This is a genomic window from Roseomonas indoligenes (assembly GCF_017813365.1).
GTDB classification, from domain to species: domain Bacteria; phylum Pseudomonadota; class Alphaproteobacteria; order Acetobacterales; family Acetobacteraceae; genus Roseomonas; species Roseomonas indoligenes.
On sequence record NZ_JAGIZA010000022.1, the window covers coordinates 38,993 to 54,939 of the forward strand.

Consider the following 15,947-nt stretch of genomic DNA (forward strand, 5'->3'; position numbering starts at 1 on the left):
CTTGCCCACAGGGCAACCGCGCAACGGTGCAGAGCCAAGCACAGGCTGCAAGTCGAGCATGGGCTTATGAGACGAAAGGTTGCTCGATTTCGCTCATCTCGCTCAGCCGAGATGTCGGTTGGGGATTCAGCGTTCGGGCTCTGAGGCGATGAAGGTTCGCGTATCGGGAGCAGGGAGCAGCACTCAGCGACGTGGCGGATCACGGTGCCGTCGCTTAACTAGGGACCAGCCGAGATCCGCCGGGCCACCGGATCGCGCCTGCGTATGCCGATCATCTCGCCACCCAGTCCGTTCGTGCCTGCAGCACCATAGCCCCGCAGGTGCCTCCACTGCCCGCCCAGAGCTGAGTCCTCCGGCCAGCTTCACAGTTGAGCTGAACGGCAAGGCGATAGGACAGGCGTCGAGTTACTGCCAATGAGGAGCGATTTGATCAACTTTTAGGCTTCTCGCACAAAATGTCGTCGTTTTTCCGAGTGCCTTTTCGTCTTTGCCCGAATAAGTTGCGTATTTCGCTTGCCTGCCTGCACCGCCGCATGATCAATGAGGCCTACGGGGTCGGCCTGCAACGATGCAGGTCCTCGGCCACCCCGATCGGCCATCCGGCGGTCCAATGGCGGCCCGCCTCCCGCTTCCCCAGGATTTTTCCGACAGGGGGAGCCCGGAGCGCGCATGCCAGACCGGCCCCTCCGCATCGGCTATGTGCCCCTGACCGACGCCGCGCCGCTTCTCGTCGCCGAGGAGATGGGGCTGTTCCGCCAGCACGGCGCCCGCGTGGCGCTCTCCGAGGAATCTGCCTGGGCGGCGGTGCGGGACCGGCTGGCCCACGGCATCCTGGACGGCGCCCACCTGCTGGCCCCCATGCCCATCGCCCTCTCCTGCAGCCTGGGCGGGGTGCGCGCGCGGCTCTCGGTCGGCGCCGGCATCGGCCGCAACGGCAACACCCTCACCCTTTCCAACGCGATGGCGGAGGAGGCCGGGCTGGACCCGGACGGCGCGCCGCTCTCGGCCGAGGCCTTCGCCGCCGCCATCCGCGCCCGCGCCGCCGCCGGGCGCCCGCCGTTGCGGCTGGCGGCCGTGTTCCCCTTCTCCTCCCACCATTACCTGCTGCGCCACTGGCTCGCCTCCGGCGGGTTGGACCCGGACCACGACCTGCGCCTCGTCCTCGTGCCGCCGCCCCGTACCGCGCGCGCGCTGGAGGCGGGCGAGGTAGACGGCTTCTGTGCCGGCGAGCCCTGGGGCAGCCACGCCGCGGCGCTCGGCCTCGGCCGCGTGGCGCTGACAGGTGGCGACATCTGGCCGGACCACCCGGAAAAGGTGCTCGCCTTCCGCGAGGGCCTGCCTTTCGAGAGCGGCGTGGCGGTGACCGCCGCCGTGATCGCCGCCGCCCGCTGGCTGGACGACCCCGCCAACCGCGACGATGCGGCGCGGCTGATGCATGCCCGCGTCTTCCCCTTCATGGCGCGAGAGACGGTGCGGCTGGCGCTGGACGGGCTGACGCCCACCGCGAACGGCACGCGCGCGCTGCCGGCCCCCATGCGCTTCCGCGAGGCGACCCTGGCCCGGCCCGAGGCCGCCGCCTGGTACCTGCGGCAGATGCGCCGCTGGGGCCACGTGCCGGAGGGCGTGCCGGACGAGAGCGCCCTTTCCGCCTTCGGCGATGCCACCTGGCACGCCGCCGCCGCCCTGCTGGGCGAAGCCGAACCCCGAACCGTGACCCTCCCCGAGGAGAAAGCCGCGTGAGCATGAACAGACGCCAGGCCATCGCCGCCACCGCCGCCCTCTTCGCGGCCGCCCGCGCCACCGCGCCGCGCGGTGCCTTCGCGCAGGGCTCCACCGTGCCGGAGGTCAAGAAGGCGGTGCTCGGCTATATCGCGCTCACCGATGCCGCGCCGCTGATCATCGCGAAGGAGAAGGGCCTCTTCGCCAAGCACGGCATGCCGGACGTCGAGGTTTCCAAGCAGGCCAGCTGGGGCGCGACCCGCGACAACCTCGTGCTCGGCGGCGGCGCGGGCGGCATCGACGGCGCCCACATCCTCACGCCCATGCCCTACCTGATGCACACGGGGCGCGTGACGCAGAACAGCCAGCCGGTGCCGATGGCGATCCTGGCGCGGCTGAACACCCAGGGACAGGGCCTGTCTGTCGCCAACAAGCACAAGGCCACGGGCGTCACCATCGACGCCTCCGGCCTCAAGCGCGCGATGACGCCGGAGAGCAAGGTCGCCATGACCTTCCGCGGCGGCACGCACGACCTGTGGATCCGCTACTGGCTCGCCGCCGCCGGCATCGACCCGGACAAGGACTTGCAGACCATCGTGGTGCCGCCGCCGCAGATGGTGGCGAACCTGAAGGTCGGCACCATGGACGCCTTCTGCGTGGGCGAGCCCTGGCCGGACCAGACGGTGAACCAGAAGATCGGCTTCACCGCCGCCGTGACGGGCGAGCTGTGGAAGGATCACCCGGAGAAGTCGCTGGGCATGCGCGCGGATTGGGTGAACGCCAACCCGAAGGCTGCCGAGGCCCTGACCGCCGCCGTGATCGAGGCCCAGCGCTGGTGCGACGCCGAGGCGAACAAGCCGGAGATGTGCAGCATCATCGGCAAGCGCGCCTGGTTCAACGTGCCCGTCACGGACATCCTCGACCGCTCCCTCGGCAACATCGACTACGGCGACGGCCGCAAGGTGGAGAAGTCGCCGCTGCTGATGAAGTTCTGGCGCGACCACGCCTCCTACCCCTTCCGCAGCCACGAGCAGTGGTTCCTGACGGAGGACATCCGCTGGGGCGTGCTGCCGGAGAGCACGGACACGAAGAAGCTCATCGGCGAGGTGAACCGCGAGGACATCTGGCGCGCCGCGGCCGCCCGCGCGGGCGTGCCGGCCGGCGAGATGCCCAACGGCACGTCCCGCGGCCGCGAGACCTTCTTCGACGGCAAGGTCTTCGACCCCGAGAACCCGGCGGCCTACCTCGCCTCCCTCTCCATCAAGAAGACAGCGGCGGCCTGACCATGAACGCTTCCGTCCAGACCCCGGTGGCGGCCAACCCGGCCGTCACGGTCGCCGAGCCGGCGATGATGCCGGTCCCGACCCTCGCCACCCGCCTGCGCCCCTATGCCGAGCGGGTCCTGCCGCCCGTGCTTGTCGTGCTGGCCCTCGGGCTGCTGTGGGAAGCGGCGGCGAGCGGCGCCGGCGCCACGCTGCCGCCGCCCTCCAAGGTCTGGGCGGACGCGCACGACCTGATCGTCGATCCGTTCTTCGACAATGGCGGGCTGGACAAGGGCCTGTTCTGGCACCTGCTCGCCAGCCTCCAGCGCGTCGCTGTGGGCTTCACCCTCTCCGCCATAGCCGGCATCGCCGTGGGGCTGCTGATCGGGACCTCCAAGCTCGCGATGCGCGGGCTGGACCCGATCTTCCAGGTGCTGCGCACCGTGCCGCCGCTCGCCTGGCTGCCACTGTCGCTCGCCGCGTTCCGGGAAGCCCAGCCCTCCGCGATCTTCGTGATCTTCATCACCTCGGTCTGGCCGATCATCATCAACACCGCGGTCGGCGTGCGGAACGTGCCGCAGGACTACCGCAACGTCGCCGCCGTGATCCGCCTGCGCGGCCCGGCCTACTGGTGGCGCATCATCCTGCCCGCCGCCGCCCCCTACATCTTCACGGGCCTGCGGATCGGCGTCGGCCTCTCCTGGCTCGCCATCATCGCGGCGGAGATGCTCATCGGCGGCGTCGGCATCGGCTTCTTCATCTGGGACGCGTGGAACTCCTCCAACCTGTCCGACATCATCGTGGCCCTGTTCTACGTCGGCATCGTCGGCTTCCTGCTGGACCGGCTGATGGCCCTCGTCGGCCACCTCGTCACCCGCGGCACCGCGACGGCCTGAGGACGTGATCATGAGCGGCAACCAAGCCTTCCTCGACATCTCCGATGTCACCGTCGCCTTCGGGCGCTCCCGCGTGCCGGTGCTGAACGGCATCGACCTGAAGATCCGGCGCGGCGAGTACATCTCCGTCATCGGCCATTCCGGCTGCGGCAAGTCTACGCTGCTGAACGTGGTGGCGGGGCTGCTGGACGCCTCCGGCGGCGGCGTGGTGCTGGACGGGCGCGAGATCTCCGGCCCCGGCCCGGACCGCGCCGTGGTGTTCCAGAACCACTCCCTCCTCCCCTGGCTCACCTGCTACGAGAACGTCCGCCTCGCCGTGGACCAGACGCTCTCCAAGACCATGTCCAAGGCCGAGCGGCACGAATGGACGCTGGAGAACATCGCCCTCGTCCGCATGACCCACGCCAAGGACAAGCGCCCGGGCGAGATCTCCGGCGGCATGAAGCAGCGCATCGGCATCGCCCGCGCGCTGTCGATGAAGCCGAAGGTCCTGCTGCTGGACGAGCCCTTCGGCGCGCTGGACGCCCTGACCCGCGCACACCTGCAGGACCAGGTGATGCAAATTCACGCGGATCTCGGCAGCACGGTGATGATGATCACCCACGACGTGGACGAGGCCGTGCTGCTCTCCGACCGTATCGTGATGCTCACCAACGGCCCCAATGCCCGGATCGGCGAAATCCTGGAGGTGGACCTGCCCCGCCCGCGCGACCGCCTCGCGCTCGTGGCCGATCCGCGCTTCATCGCAGCCCGTGCCGCGGTGCTGGAGTTCCTGCACCACCGCCACACCGCGCCGGGGCTGGCCGCGGCATGAGGATCCTGGTCGTCGGCGCCGGCCCGGCCGGCACGCGCTGCGCCCTGCGGACCGCCGGGCGCGTGCCCGGCGCCCAGGTGCTGCTGGCGGGTGCCGAGCCGGCCCTGCCCTACGACCGGGTCGCCCTCTCCAAGCACCTCGTGGGCGATCTGACCCAGGAGGCGCTGATCACCCACACCCTCGCCGACCTGCGCGCGGCGGGCGTCTCCTACCGCCCAGGCACGCGGATCGAGCGGCTGGACCTCACCGCGCGCGAAGCCATCACCGCCCGCGGCGAGCGCATCCCTTACGACCGCTGTGTCATCGCCACCGGCAGCCGCTCCTTCCGCCTGCCCCTGCCGGGTGCCGATCTGCCCGGCGTCATTGCCTGGCGCGACCTCGCCGAGAGCCGCCAGATGCTGCAGGTCGCGCGCGACGGCGGGCCCGCCGTGGTGATCGGCGGCGGACTTCTGGGCCTTGAAGCCGCCGTCGGCCTCGCCGCGCGCGGCATGAAGGTGACGGTGCTCCATGCCGTCGGCTGGCCGATGGAGCGTCAGCTCGATTACGACGCGGGCACGCTGCTGGCGAATCGCCTGCGCGCCCGCGGCCTGACCATCCACATGCCCGCCGCGACCGTCGCCATCGAGGGCAAGGAGCGCGCCGAGGCCGTGCTGCTGAAGTCTGGCGAGCGCATCCCCGCCCGCCTCGTCGCCATGTGCGTCGGCGTGCGCCCGAACGTCGATCTGGCGAAAGTCAGCGGGTTGGAGGTCGCGCGCGGCATCGTGGCCGACGCCGCCATGCACACCAGCGATCCGAACGTCCTCGCCATCGGCGAGTGCGCGGAGGTGGAGGGTCGCCTGATCGGCCTCGTCGCCCCCGCGCTGGAGCAGGCGGAGATCGCCGCCGCCACCATCGCCGGAGAGGCCGCCATCTGGGCGCCGCGCGCGGAATCCGCCGCCCTCAAGGTCTCCGGCACCCATGTCTGGTCCGGCGGCGAGGTGGCGCCCGCCAATGCAGAGGCGGTGACCCTGCGCGCCGGCGAATCCTACCGCCGCCTGTGGTGGCGCGAAGGCCGCCTCGTCGGCGCCGTGCTCTACGGCGACACCAGCGAGGCCGGCTTCTACCAGATCCTGATTGCGAGCGGCCGCCCGGTCGCGTCCCGCGCGGACGCGGCCCTGGGCCAGGCCTACCTCAAGGATGCGGCGTGATGGACGGCAGCTTCACCCCCGAGCAGCAGAACTACCTCCAGGGCTTCATGGCGGGCGTCGAGGCCCGCCGCGGCACGCTCTCCCCCGGTGGCGCCGCGGAGGGCGGCGCGCCGCCGGACGCGATGCGCGCCGCGCAGGACGCGGCGGTGGCGGCCGGCGGCAAGCTGAGCCCCGAGGAGAGGATGAAGCGGGAGAAGCACCCGCTGGACCGCTGGGACGAGGTGGAGGCGCGCGCCAGGGCGGGCAAATTCCCCCATGGGCTGGAGAACCTGGCCACGCGCTGGCACGGGCTGTTCTACGTCGGCCCGACGCAGGATTCCTTCATGTGCCGCCTGCGCATCCCCGGCGGCATCCTCTCGACCCACCAGGCGCGCGGCATTGCGGCCATCGCGGAGGAGTGCGGCGGCGGCTACGTGGACGCCACCACCCGCAACAACCTGCAGATCCGCGAGATCCCCGCGGACAAGGGCTTGGAGCTGCTGGAGCGTCTGGCCGACCTCGGCATCATCCCCAAGGGCACGGGCGCGGACAACATCCGCAACATCACGGCATCCCCCACCAGCGGCATCGATCCCCACGAGCTGATCGACACCCGCGCCATCGTCCGCAAGCTGCACCACCACATCCTGAACACGCGCGACCTCTTCGGCCTGCCGCGCAAGTTCAACATCTCCATCGACGGCGGCAGCCGCGTGGCCGTGGTGGAGGACACGAACGACATCGCCTTCGCCGCCGTGAAGGTCGGGGAGGAGGTCCTGTTCCGCCTTGCCCTCGGCGGCATCACCGGCCACCGCGACTTCGCGCGCGACACGGGCCGCGTGGTGGCAGCGGACGAGGTGGTGAAGGTCTGCGACGCCATCCTCCGCGTCTTCCTCGCCCATGGCGACCGCACGGATCGTCGCAAGTCCCGCCTGAAATACCTGCTGGATACCTGGGGCCTGCCCCGTTTCATCGAGGCGGTGGAGGCCCAGCTGGGCGCCCCGCTGCGCGAGGTGGATGGCGGCGAGTCCGCGCCGCCCGCCGACAAGCACGGCCATCTCGGCGTGCACGACCAGAAGCAGGACGGCCTGCAATATGTCGGCGTGGTCCTGCCCGTCGGCCGCATCACCGCCGACGAGCTCCGCGCCCTGGCCCGCATCGCCGACACTTATGGCAGCGGCACCCTGCGCCTGACGGTCTGGCAGAACCTTCTCATCTCCGACATCCCGCGCGACCGCATGGCGGAAGCCTGCCGCGAGATCGAGGCGATCGGCTTCGGCACCACCGCCAGCCACGTGCGCGGCGGCCTCGTTGCCTGCACGGGCGCGGCCGGCTGCAAGTTCGCCGCCGCCCACACGAAGCAGCACGCGGCGGCGCTGGCGGACTACCTGGATTCCCGAATCGCCGTGAGCCGCCCGATCAACATCCACCTCACCGGCTGCCACAACTCCTGCGCCCAGCACTATATCGGCGACATCGGCCTGATCGGCGCCAAGGTGGAGCGCGGCGAGGAGGAGGTGGAGGGCTACGACCTCCATGTCGGCGGCGGTGCGGGGATGGAGCAGCGCATCGGCCGCTTGGTCCTCCCGAAGGTGGCGCATGACGATCTGGGCCCGGCGGTGCTGAACCTGCTGCGCGCCTGGCAGGCCGAAGCCGCCGAACTCACCTTCCAGGCCTTCACCGACCGCCACGGCGAAGCCGAGCTTCTGGCCATGACCGGTCGCAGCGCCGCGGAGATCGACGCGTGAACGCCATTTCCCCCGTCGCGGGCGCCTTCCCTGGCCCCGCCCCCACCCCGATGATCCCGGAAAGCGCGCCTTTCTCGCCGGAGCAGCGCGCCTGGCTGAACGGTTTCCTCGCCGGCCTCTACGGCGGCGCGGGGGCGGCCGGCAGCGCGGCCGCCCCCGCGCCGGAGCCGGAGGAGGACTTTCCCTGGCACGACCCGGCGCTCTCGCTGGATGAGCGGTTGCTGATGGCGGCGGACAAGCCACAATCCCGGCGCTACATGGCCGCCATGGCGCAGCTGGATTGCGGCCAGTGCGGCTATGTCTGCAAGAGCTATGCGGAGGCCATCGCCTCGGGTGCGGAGGGCTCGCTTTCCCTCTGCGTTCCCGGCGGCAAGGCGACGCAGAAGGCGCTGAAGGCCCTGCAGGCCGAAGCCCCCGCCGCAACGGCGCCCGCCCCTACCGCCAAGGCCACGGGCCCGGCCATGGTGCCCATCCGCGTCCTCGCCGTGCATGCCCTTTCCGGCGAAGGTTCCGCCAAGGACGTCCGCAACATCGTGCTGGACCTCGAAGACAGCGGACTGCGCTACGATCCCGGCGACAGCCTCGGCCTGCTGGCGCCGAACGACCCGGAGCTGGTGGAAGCCTGCCTCCGCATCCTCGGCGCCACGGGGGAGGAGCCGGTGCCCTGCCCCGATGGCATGGCTCGCCCCGCACGCGAGGCCTTCCTGACGCACCTCGCCATCGCCCGCCCGCTGGACCGCACCACGGACCTTCTCGCCGGCGCGGCGAAGGACGCCAAGGAAGCGGCCATGCTCCGCAAGCTGACTGACGGGGAGGACGACGCGGAGCCGCAGGACGCCGACCTGCTGGACCTGCTGGAGCACTTCCCCTCCGCACGTCCCTCGCTGGCCGACCTCGCCGCCTCCCTTCCCGGCCTCAAGCCCCGCCTCTACTCCATCGCCTCTTCGCCCCTCGCCGTGCCGGGGAAGGTCGAGCTCTGCGTCTCCGTGGTGAAGGCAGACCGGCGCGGCCGCGTGCGCCAGGGCGTCGCCTCCTCCCATCTCGGCTTCCGCGCCATCCCCGACCTCATTGAGGGCGAAGGCCATGCCACGCCCGGCGACCGGGAGCGCGCGATCACCGAGATCATGCCCGCCTACATGCAGGTCTCCCACTTCCGCCTGCCGGAGGACCCCTCCACCCCCGTCATCATGTGCGGCCCCGGCACGGGCATCGCGCCCTTCCGCGCCTTCCTGCAGCACCGCGCCGCGCAGGGCATCAAGGGCCGCACCTGGCTCTTCTTCGGTGACCAGAGATCCGCCACCGACTACCTCTTCCGCGAGGAGATCGAGGACTGGAGGGCCGATGGCACGCTGGAGCGTCTCTCGCTCGCCTGGTCGCGCGATCCCGGCGCGAAGAAGACCTACGTGCAGGACCGCATGAAGGAAAGCGCCGCCGACCTCTGGCGCTGGTTCCAGGACGGCGCGCGCTTCTACATCTGCGGCGACGCTGCCCGCATGGCGAAGGACGTGGACACCACGCTGCGCGAGATCGCCATGAAGGAAGGCCGGATGGACGCGGACGCCGCGCGCGACTGGATCGTCGCCCTGGCCCGCCAGAACCGCTACCAGCGCGACGTGTACTGATGGACGCGCTGCCCCCGCCCTCCGGCCTGACGCGCACGACCTGCCCCTATTGCGGCGTCGGCTGCGGCGTTCTCGCCGCGCCGGATGGACGCATTGCGGGCGATACCGAGCACCCCGCGAACAAGGGCCGCCTCTGCAGTAAGGGCACGGCGCTGGGCGAGACGCTGGACCTGCCGGGCCGCCTGCTGCACCCGGAGGTCGGCGGCAAGCGCGCGTCCTGGGGCGCCGCGCTGGACGCGGTGGCGGAGGGCTTCCGAAAGGCGCAGGCCGATCTCGGCCGCGACGGCGTGGCCCTCTACGTCTCCGGCCAGCTGCTGACGGAGGACTACTACGCCGCCAACAAGCTGGCGAAGGGCTTTCTCGGCACCGCCAACATCGACAGCAACTCCCGGCTCTGCATGGCCAGCGCGGTGGCCGCCCACAAGCGCGCCTTCGGCGAGGACGTCGTGCCCGGCCTCTACGAGGACCTCGAAGAGGCGGAACTCGTGGTGCTGGTCGGCAGCAACCTCGCCTGGTGCCACCCCGTGCTGTTCCAGCGCATCGCGGCCGCGCGCGCCATGCGGCCCAATATGCGGCTCGTCATCGTCGATCCCCGCCGCACGCCGAGCGCGGAGGGCGCGGACCTGCATCTCGGGATCCGTCCGGGCTCCGACGTCGCCTTGTTCAACGCCCTCCTGGCCCACCTGCACGACCGCGGCCTGGCCGACCACAGCTACGTCTACGCCCACACGCAGGGCCTGGACGCCACACTCACCGCCGCCCACGCCGACGCCGCGCATGCGGCGCAGCGCACGGGGCTGGACCCCGCCGACCTCGCCACCTTCGTCGACTGGTTCGCGAGCACGCCCCGCACCGTCACCCTTTGGTCGCAGGGCATCAACCAGTCCGAGACGGGCACGGACGGCGCCAACGCCATCATCAACTGCCATCTGCTGACGGGCCGCATCGGAAAGCCCGGCGCCGGCCCCTTCTCGGTCACGGGCCAGCCCAACGCCATGGGCGGGCGGGAAGTGGGCGCGCTCGGCCATGTCCTCGCCGGCCATCTCGACTGGTCCGTGCCGGGCGAGGCCGATCTCGTGCGCGGCCACTGGAACGCCCCGAACCTCGCCGTCGGCCCCGGGCTGAAGGCGGTGGACCTGTTCCGCGCCCTCGGCGCCGGCAGGATCGGCGCCCTCTGGGTCATGGCCACCAATCCCGCCGTCTCCCTGCCGGAAGCGGAGGCGGCGCGGGACGCGATGCGCCGCGCGCCCTTCCTCGTCGTGTCCGAGGTCATGCGGGACACGGACACCGCCGGTTTCGCCCATGTCCGCCTGCCCGCCCTCGGCTGGGCGGAGAAGGACGGCACCGTCACGAACTCCGAACGTGTCATCTCCCGCCAGCGCGCCTTCCTGCCGCCGCCCGGCGAGGCGCGGCAGGACTGGTGGATCGTCGCCCAGGTCGCCGCCCGCCTCGGCTGGGGCGCCGAATTTGCATGGCCCGATGCCGCCGCCATCTTCCGCGAGCACGCGGCTCTCACCGGCCTCGGCAACAACGGCACCCGCGCCTTCGACATCTCCGGCCTCGCCGACCTGTCCGACGCGGACTACGCCGCCCTGCCCCCCACGCGCTGGCCCGTGCCCGCCGGGGGCACCGCCAAGCCCCGCTTCTTCGCCGACGGTGCCTTCCCCGCCGGCCGCGCGCGCTTCGTCCCCGTTGCCCACAAGCCGCGCCCGGAAGGCAACGGTCTTCTCACCCTCCTCACGGGTCGCTTGCGCGACCAGTGGCACACCATGACCCGCACGGGCGGCGTGCCCCGGCTGATGGCGCACAAGCCGGAGCCGGAGCTGGTGGTCCACCCCGCCGATGCGGGGGGCCTGCCGGATGGCAGCCTGGCCCGCATCACCGGCCATGAGGGCGCCTCCGCCGTGCTGCGCCTGCGCCACGATGCCGGCCAGCGCCGCGGCACTGCCTTCGCGCCGATGCACTGGACCGCGGAGCGCGCCCCCGCCGCGCGCATCAACGGGACCATCCCGCCCGTGGTGGACCCGGTTTCCGCCCAGCCCGCGCTGAAATCCGCCCGCGTGGCGCTCTCCGCCTTCGCTCCGGCCTGGCACGGCTTCCTCATCGCCCGCCGCAGCCTCGGCCCGGTTGTGGCGGACTGGGTGGCCCTTGCCCTCGCAGGTCCTGGCCTGTTCCGGCACGAGCTGGCGGGCGCGGAGGCGCCAGAAGACGCTTTCACCCGCCTCTCCGCCCTGCTGGAGGAGCTTGGCACCGAATGGGTCCGGTTGGACGACCCCGCCGCCGGTCTTCACCGCGCCGCGCTGATGCGCCAGGGCCGGGCCGAGGCAGTTCTCTTCATCGGGCCGGACCACCGCCTGCCCCCGCGCGACTGGCTGGTCGGCCTTCTGGCCGGAGAAGGCGTGGCGAGCGCCGCGGCCCTCCTCGCCGGTCGCCCCGCCGATGGCCCGCCGCCCTCTCCCACCCTCTGCGTCTGCAACGGCGTCTCGGTGGATACGGTGTGCCGCGCCCTCCGCCAGGGCTGCGGCAGCGTGGCCGCCGTGGGCGAGGCCACGCGGGCCGGCACGAGCTGCGGCTCCTGCAGGCCGGAGATCGCGGCCCTTCTGGCCGCAGACATGGTCCCGGCTTGATCTACATCGCCAGGGCGTAGGCCGGCCGACGCGGATCGGCCGCGCCCGCCTTCACGCCCGTGACGGGATCGTAGCGCACCGCCTCCACGCTGCCGGCCAACCAGGTCCAGTCCGGCCAGTCCTGGATCTCGTGCCCCCGGTCCCGCAGCGCCTCCCGCGTGGCGGCGGGGATGCGGGACTCTACCGCCAGCCGGCCCGGGAAATAATCGTAGGGCGCGAAGGAGGAGGGGAAGGAATAGGTCGCCACGCGCGGCGCCTCGATCGCCTCCTGCAGGTCCATGCCGAAGTGCAGGTGGTTCAGCAGCACCTGCAGCATGGCCTGGATCTGCACGTCGCCGCCCGGCGTGCCGAAGGGGATCACCGCCCCCTCCCGCGTCACGCAGAGAGCGGGATTGGGCGTCAGCCGCGGCCGCGCGCCGGGGCGCACGCCGCAGGGATGCGCCGGATCGGGCCGGGACTGCGTGCCGCGGGGCGAGGCCACGAAGCCCAGGCCCGGGATGACCGGCACGTTCCATGTGCCGTCCGATGGCGTGGCGGAGAAGGCGTTCCCCTCCCGGTCAACCACCGCGACATAGGAGGTGTCGGGCTCGATCGCCGCGACCAGCCGCTCGCTCCGCTCGTGCTTGCCCGTGCCGTCGTTCAGGCGGGGGGAGGGCATGCCGGGATGGGCGCGCGCCGGGTCGATCGCCGCGGCGCGCGCGGCCAGGTGCGTCTCGCCCAGCAGGGCATCCAGCGGCACGTCGCGGAAGGCGGGATCGCCGAAATGGTACTCGCGGTCCGCCATGGCCACCTTCAGGCACTCCGCGAGCAGGTGCAGGTAGTCCGGGCTGTTGTGTTCCATGCCGTCGAAGCCCGCATGCTCCATCAGCAGCAGCGCCTCCAGCAGCGCCGGCCCCTGGCACCAGGGGCCGGAGGTCGTCACCTCGTGCCCGCGCCAGTCCCGCGTCAAGGCGGGCTCCAGGCGGGAGCGGAAATTGGCGAGGTCCTCGGCGGAGAGGTACCCGCCCTCCGCCTTCATGAAGGCGACGATCTGCCGGGCAATGTCGCCGCGGTAGAAGGCATCATGCGCGGCCCGCAGCCCCGCCTCCCGCCCGCCCCTTGCGGCGGCATGCCGGTCCTCATCCGCCATGAAGCGGATAGTGGCGGCCAGATCCTTCTGGATGAACAGCGCGCCGACCGGGTGCGGCCTGCCGCCGGGCAGGAAGATCGCCGCGTTCGTCGGGAAGCCCGCATAGTCCTTCGCGTGGGAGGCGACGCTCTCCGCGAACATCGGATAGACGGGGAATCCTTCCTCCGCGAAGCGGATGGCGGCCCCGGCCACGTCGGCGAAGCCCATGGTGCCGTGCCGCTCCAGCGCGGTGATCCAGGCATCCGGCGCGGCGGGCACCACGGTCCGCAGCACGCCGCGCGGCATCTTGCCGCCGTGCTCCCGCATGAAGATGTCCGGCGGCAGGGACATGGGCCAGTGCCCGAGGCCCGCAATGCTCTCGACCCGCCCGTCCGCGCGCCGAATCAGGATGGGCGCGACGCCGCCGAAGTTCACGATGTCCGGCTGCACCACGCCAAGGACGAGGCCCGCTGCCACGCCCGCATCGATCGCGTTGCCGCCCGCCTCCAGGATGGCCAGCCCCGCCGCGCTGGCGAGGTAATGCCCGGCGCTGATCGCGTGGCGCGGGCCGGAGACGAGGGGACGGGTTGTCATGCAGCGATCCTTGATCCGCCCATTGTCATCCCGCCGATGGACGGCCGGCACGATGTCACGGCACCGGAACGTCTTGCTTGCATCGGGGGACGGGAGGCTAGATGATCGGCGGCCGGGATGGAAAGCGGGAAAGCGCCATGGCCGTCTTGAACCTCATCCTCGTCCGGAAGTTCTCGGCCGAGAGAACCCTGTTCAACGAATCCTGGCAGGGCACCACCGGCATGATCCTGATGGACTACTTCAAGCCCTGCATCACCGGCAGCTACAGCTCGGTGGATTACTGGTGGGACCGCAATGCCTCCAGCGTCACCGACTTCGACCTTGTCTGCTACTGCCTGGAGGACCAGGGCGACAGCATCCTGGTGAAGCACGGCGGCGCCTCGAAAGCGGATCTGGGCTTCGGCGGCTCGACGCAATGGTCCAAGACTCAGCAGGCCATGATCTGCGAGGTCTATCTCACCGACGTCATCCGCGGCGGAGACCCGCGGGGCGGAGCGGACGGGGCGCGGGACTGGGCCGTGGCGAACATCATCTTCCACGAGCTGATGCACTCTTGCCTCGATGCCGGGCCGGGGGCGCCGCTGCGGAACGTGCACAAGATCCCCAACGGCGTGCTCGGCACCGACAAGCCGCTCAACTCCTCCATGCGGGCCTCGGACGCCGACAAGGCCGCGATGCGCCAGGGTCTTGCGGCCCGCAAGTCGGGCCTGAAGCAGTTCACGGGCGCAATGTAGCCTCTGCGGGCCGCGCCTGCTGGGCCAGCAACTGCTCGTCCATGCGCGGCTCGTAGAGCACGCCCTTCCGCGCAGCGACGAGGGTCACCTGGTTGTACATCGGGATGATCGGGACGCGGTCGATCGCGGCGCGCATCACGGCGCGCAGCGCCTCCTCCCGCCCGGGGTCGCTGCGGGTGATGGCCGCCTGGATCGCCGCGTCCATCTCCGGCTCCGAGAAGCTGCCGCGGTTGCCCTGGCCATAGGCCTGCTGGACGTTCCGCGTGTGGACGGCCGTGGAGAGGATGTAGCTGGCATCGCGCGAGGAAGAGAGCGAGAGCCCGTAGAGGATCACGGGAAACTCGTTCTTCCCCTCCACGGTGCGCGGGAAGAAGACGCTGCCCGGCATCGTCTCCACCTTCGTCTGGAACCCGGCGCGGGTGAACATCTGCCCCACCGCCTGGCAGACCCGCGCGTCGTTGACGAAGCGGTTGTTGGAGCAGGCGATGGAGAGCCCGAAGCCGCGGGGGTAGCCCGCCTCCGCCAGCAGCTTCCGCGCCGCCTCCGGATCGGGCCGCGGCACGGGGAAGGACGGATCGTAGGCCCCGAACTGCTGCGGCACCATCTGGCCCGTGGGCACCGCCTGCCCGTCCAGCGCGCGGGAGGCGAGCGCCGACCGGTCCAGCGCCAGGGAGAGCGCCCGGCGGACCCGCACGTCCCGCAGCGGGTTGCCGCCCAGCGGCTTGCCCTCCGCATCCGTCAGCAGCGCCAGCCGCTCCGCCCCGACATTGGGGATCAGGTACATGATCCGATCGGAGTTGTGGCGGAACAGGATCACGCGCGGCTCCCGCTCCAGCCGCGCCACGTCGCCGGGCGGCACGCTTTCGATCAGGTCCACGTCGCCCGCCACCAGTGCGGCCAGGCGGGAGGCGTCGTTGCCGATGACGCGGATCTCGGCCTTCTCATAGGCCGGCGCAGGGCCCCAGTAGCCCGGGTTGCGCACCAGCGACATGCCTTCGGAGCCGTGCATCGCCGCCAGCCGGTAGGGCCCGGTGCCGATGGCCGCGCGGCCATTGTTGAAGTCGGCCGTGCTGGCGCCGGCCGCCGTGCCGTCCCCCCGCGCGGCGTTGCGGGAGACGACGAAGATGTTCGTCAGCTGCCCCATCAGCGTGGGGTTCGGCCGGTCCGTGCGGATCCGCAGGGTCAGCGGATCCACCACCTCCACGGCCGCGATGGTCCGCAGGTTGGACGTATAGGGACCGGGGTTGTTCGGCACGGCCGGCACCCGGGCGATGGAGAAGGCGATGTCATCCGCCGTCAGCGGGCTGCCGTCGTGGAAGGTGACACCCGGCCGCAGGCGCAGCAGCCAGGTCCGGTCATCCGGTGCTTCCCAGGACTGCACGATGCCCGGGACGAAGCGACTCTCCGAATCCCGGTTGATGATGCTGTCGTAGATCTGGCGCGCGGCCGCCATGTTGGGGCCGACGAAGAGGAAGTGCGGGTCGATCCCGAAGGGGCTCTCCACCGCGATGGTGATGGTCCCCGGCGGCGATTCCGCCCTCGCCGGGGCCGCAGCCTGCATCGCCAGACCGAGGAGCAGACCGCCCCAGACCCATCGCCGTGCCATGCCGCCCTCTCGCGCCGTGGACGGCAGGCTATGCCCTTCCCGACCGCGCTG

The 15,947-nt window shown here is 71.4% G+C and carries 11 protein-coding genes; 9 read left to right on the forward strand and 2 right to left on the reverse strand.

Going from position 1 to position 15,947, the window contains the following annotated elements; translation table 11 throughout:
- The first annotated feature begins 669 nt into the window (after positions 1-669).
- Genes J5Y10_RS23905 through J5Y10_RS23940 form a run of 8 tightly spaced genes read left to right on the forward strand, consistent with a single transcriptional unit; the run spans position 670 to position 11,854 of the window.
- Positions 670-1,740: a CmpA/NrtA family ABC transporter substrate-binding protein gene (locus tag J5Y10_RS23905; protein WP_209376642.1), complete on the forward strand. Its 1,071-nt coding sequence runs from the start codon at positions 670-672 to the stop codon at positions 1,738-1,740.
- A 2-nt stretch (positions 1,741-1,742) separates the two neighbouring features.
- Complete coding sequence (locus J5Y10_RS23910; protein WP_245215036.1) at positions 1,743-3,002, forward strand: CmpA/NrtA family ABC transporter substrate-binding protein; 1,260 nt, start codon at positions 1,743-1,745, stop codon at positions 3,000-3,002.
- 2 nt (positions 3,003-3,004) lie between these two features.
- On the forward strand, positions 3,005-3,877 hold the full coding sequence (gene ntrB / locus J5Y10_RS23915) for a nitrate ABC transporter permease (RefSeq protein ID WP_209376644.1): 873 nt from the start codon (positions 3,005-3,007) through the stop codon (positions 3,875-3,877).
- A 10-nt stretch (positions 3,878-3,887) separates the two neighbouring features.
- Positions 3,888-4,691 carry an ABC transporter ATP-binding protein gene (locus J5Y10_RS23920; protein ID WP_209376645.1) on the forward strand — a complete coding sequence of 268 codons (804 nt, stop codon included), beginning with the start codon at positions 3,888-3,890 and terminating at the stop codon, positions 4,689-4,691.
- Positions 4,688-5,878 (forward strand): NAD(P)/FAD-dependent oxidoreductase, encoded by a 1,191-nt coding sequence (locus tag J5Y10_RS23925; protein WP_209376646.1) that lies wholly within the window; start codon positions 4,688-4,690, stop codon positions 5,876-5,878. The genes J5Y10_RS23920 and J5Y10_RS23925 overlap by 4 nt, the downstream gene beginning before the upstream one ends.
- Positions 5,878-7,605: a NirA family protein gene (locus J5Y10_RS23930; RefSeq protein WP_209376647.1), complete on the forward strand. Its 1,728-nt coding sequence runs from the start codon at positions 5,878-5,880 to the stop codon at positions 7,603-7,605. Before J5Y10_RS23925 ends, J5Y10_RS23930 begins: the two co-directional genes overlap by 1 nt.
- On the forward strand, positions 7,602-9,227 hold the full coding sequence (locus J5Y10_RS23935) for a sulfite reductase subunit alpha (protein WP_209376648.1): 1,626 nt from the start codon (positions 7,602-7,604) through the stop codon (positions 9,225-9,227). Before J5Y10_RS23930 ends, J5Y10_RS23935 begins: the two co-directional genes overlap by 4 nt.
- Positions 9,227-11,854 carry a nitrate reductase gene (locus J5Y10_RS23940; protein WP_209376649.1) on the forward strand — a complete coding sequence of 876 codons (2,628 nt, stop codon included), beginning with the start codon at positions 9,227-9,229 and terminating at the stop codon, positions 11,852-11,854. Before J5Y10_RS23935 ends, J5Y10_RS23940 begins: the two co-directional genes overlap by 1 nt.
- 1 nt (position 11,855) lies before the next feature.
- Here J5Y10_RS23940 and J5Y10_RS23945 read toward each other — a convergent pair whose 3' ends face one another.
- A complete protein-coding gene (locus tag J5Y10_RS23945; RefSeq protein ID WP_209376650.1) occupies positions 11,856-13,556 on the reverse strand; it encodes a gamma-glutamyltransferase family protein in 1,701 nt (566 codons plus the stop codon).
- 137 nt (positions 13,557-13,693) lie between these two features.
- Between J5Y10_RS23945 and J5Y10_RS23950 the strand changes: the two genes are divergently transcribed.
- Positions 13,694-14,290, forward strand: a complete 597-nt coding sequence (locus tag J5Y10_RS23950; protein WP_209376651.1) for a hypothetical protein — start codon at positions 13,694-13,696, stop codon at positions 14,288-14,290.
- Here the strand turns inward: J5Y10_RS23950 and J5Y10_RS23955 are convergent.
- Positions 14,274-15,896, reverse strand: coding sequence for an ABC transporter substrate-binding protein (locus tag J5Y10_RS23955; RefSeq protein ID WP_209376652.1), 1,623 nt, complete (start codon positions 15,894-15,896; stop codon positions 14,274-14,276). The two genes, J5Y10_RS23950 and J5Y10_RS23955, sit on opposite strands and share 17 nt — an antisense overlap.
- Between the last annotated feature and the right edge of the window lie 51 nt (positions 15,897-15,947).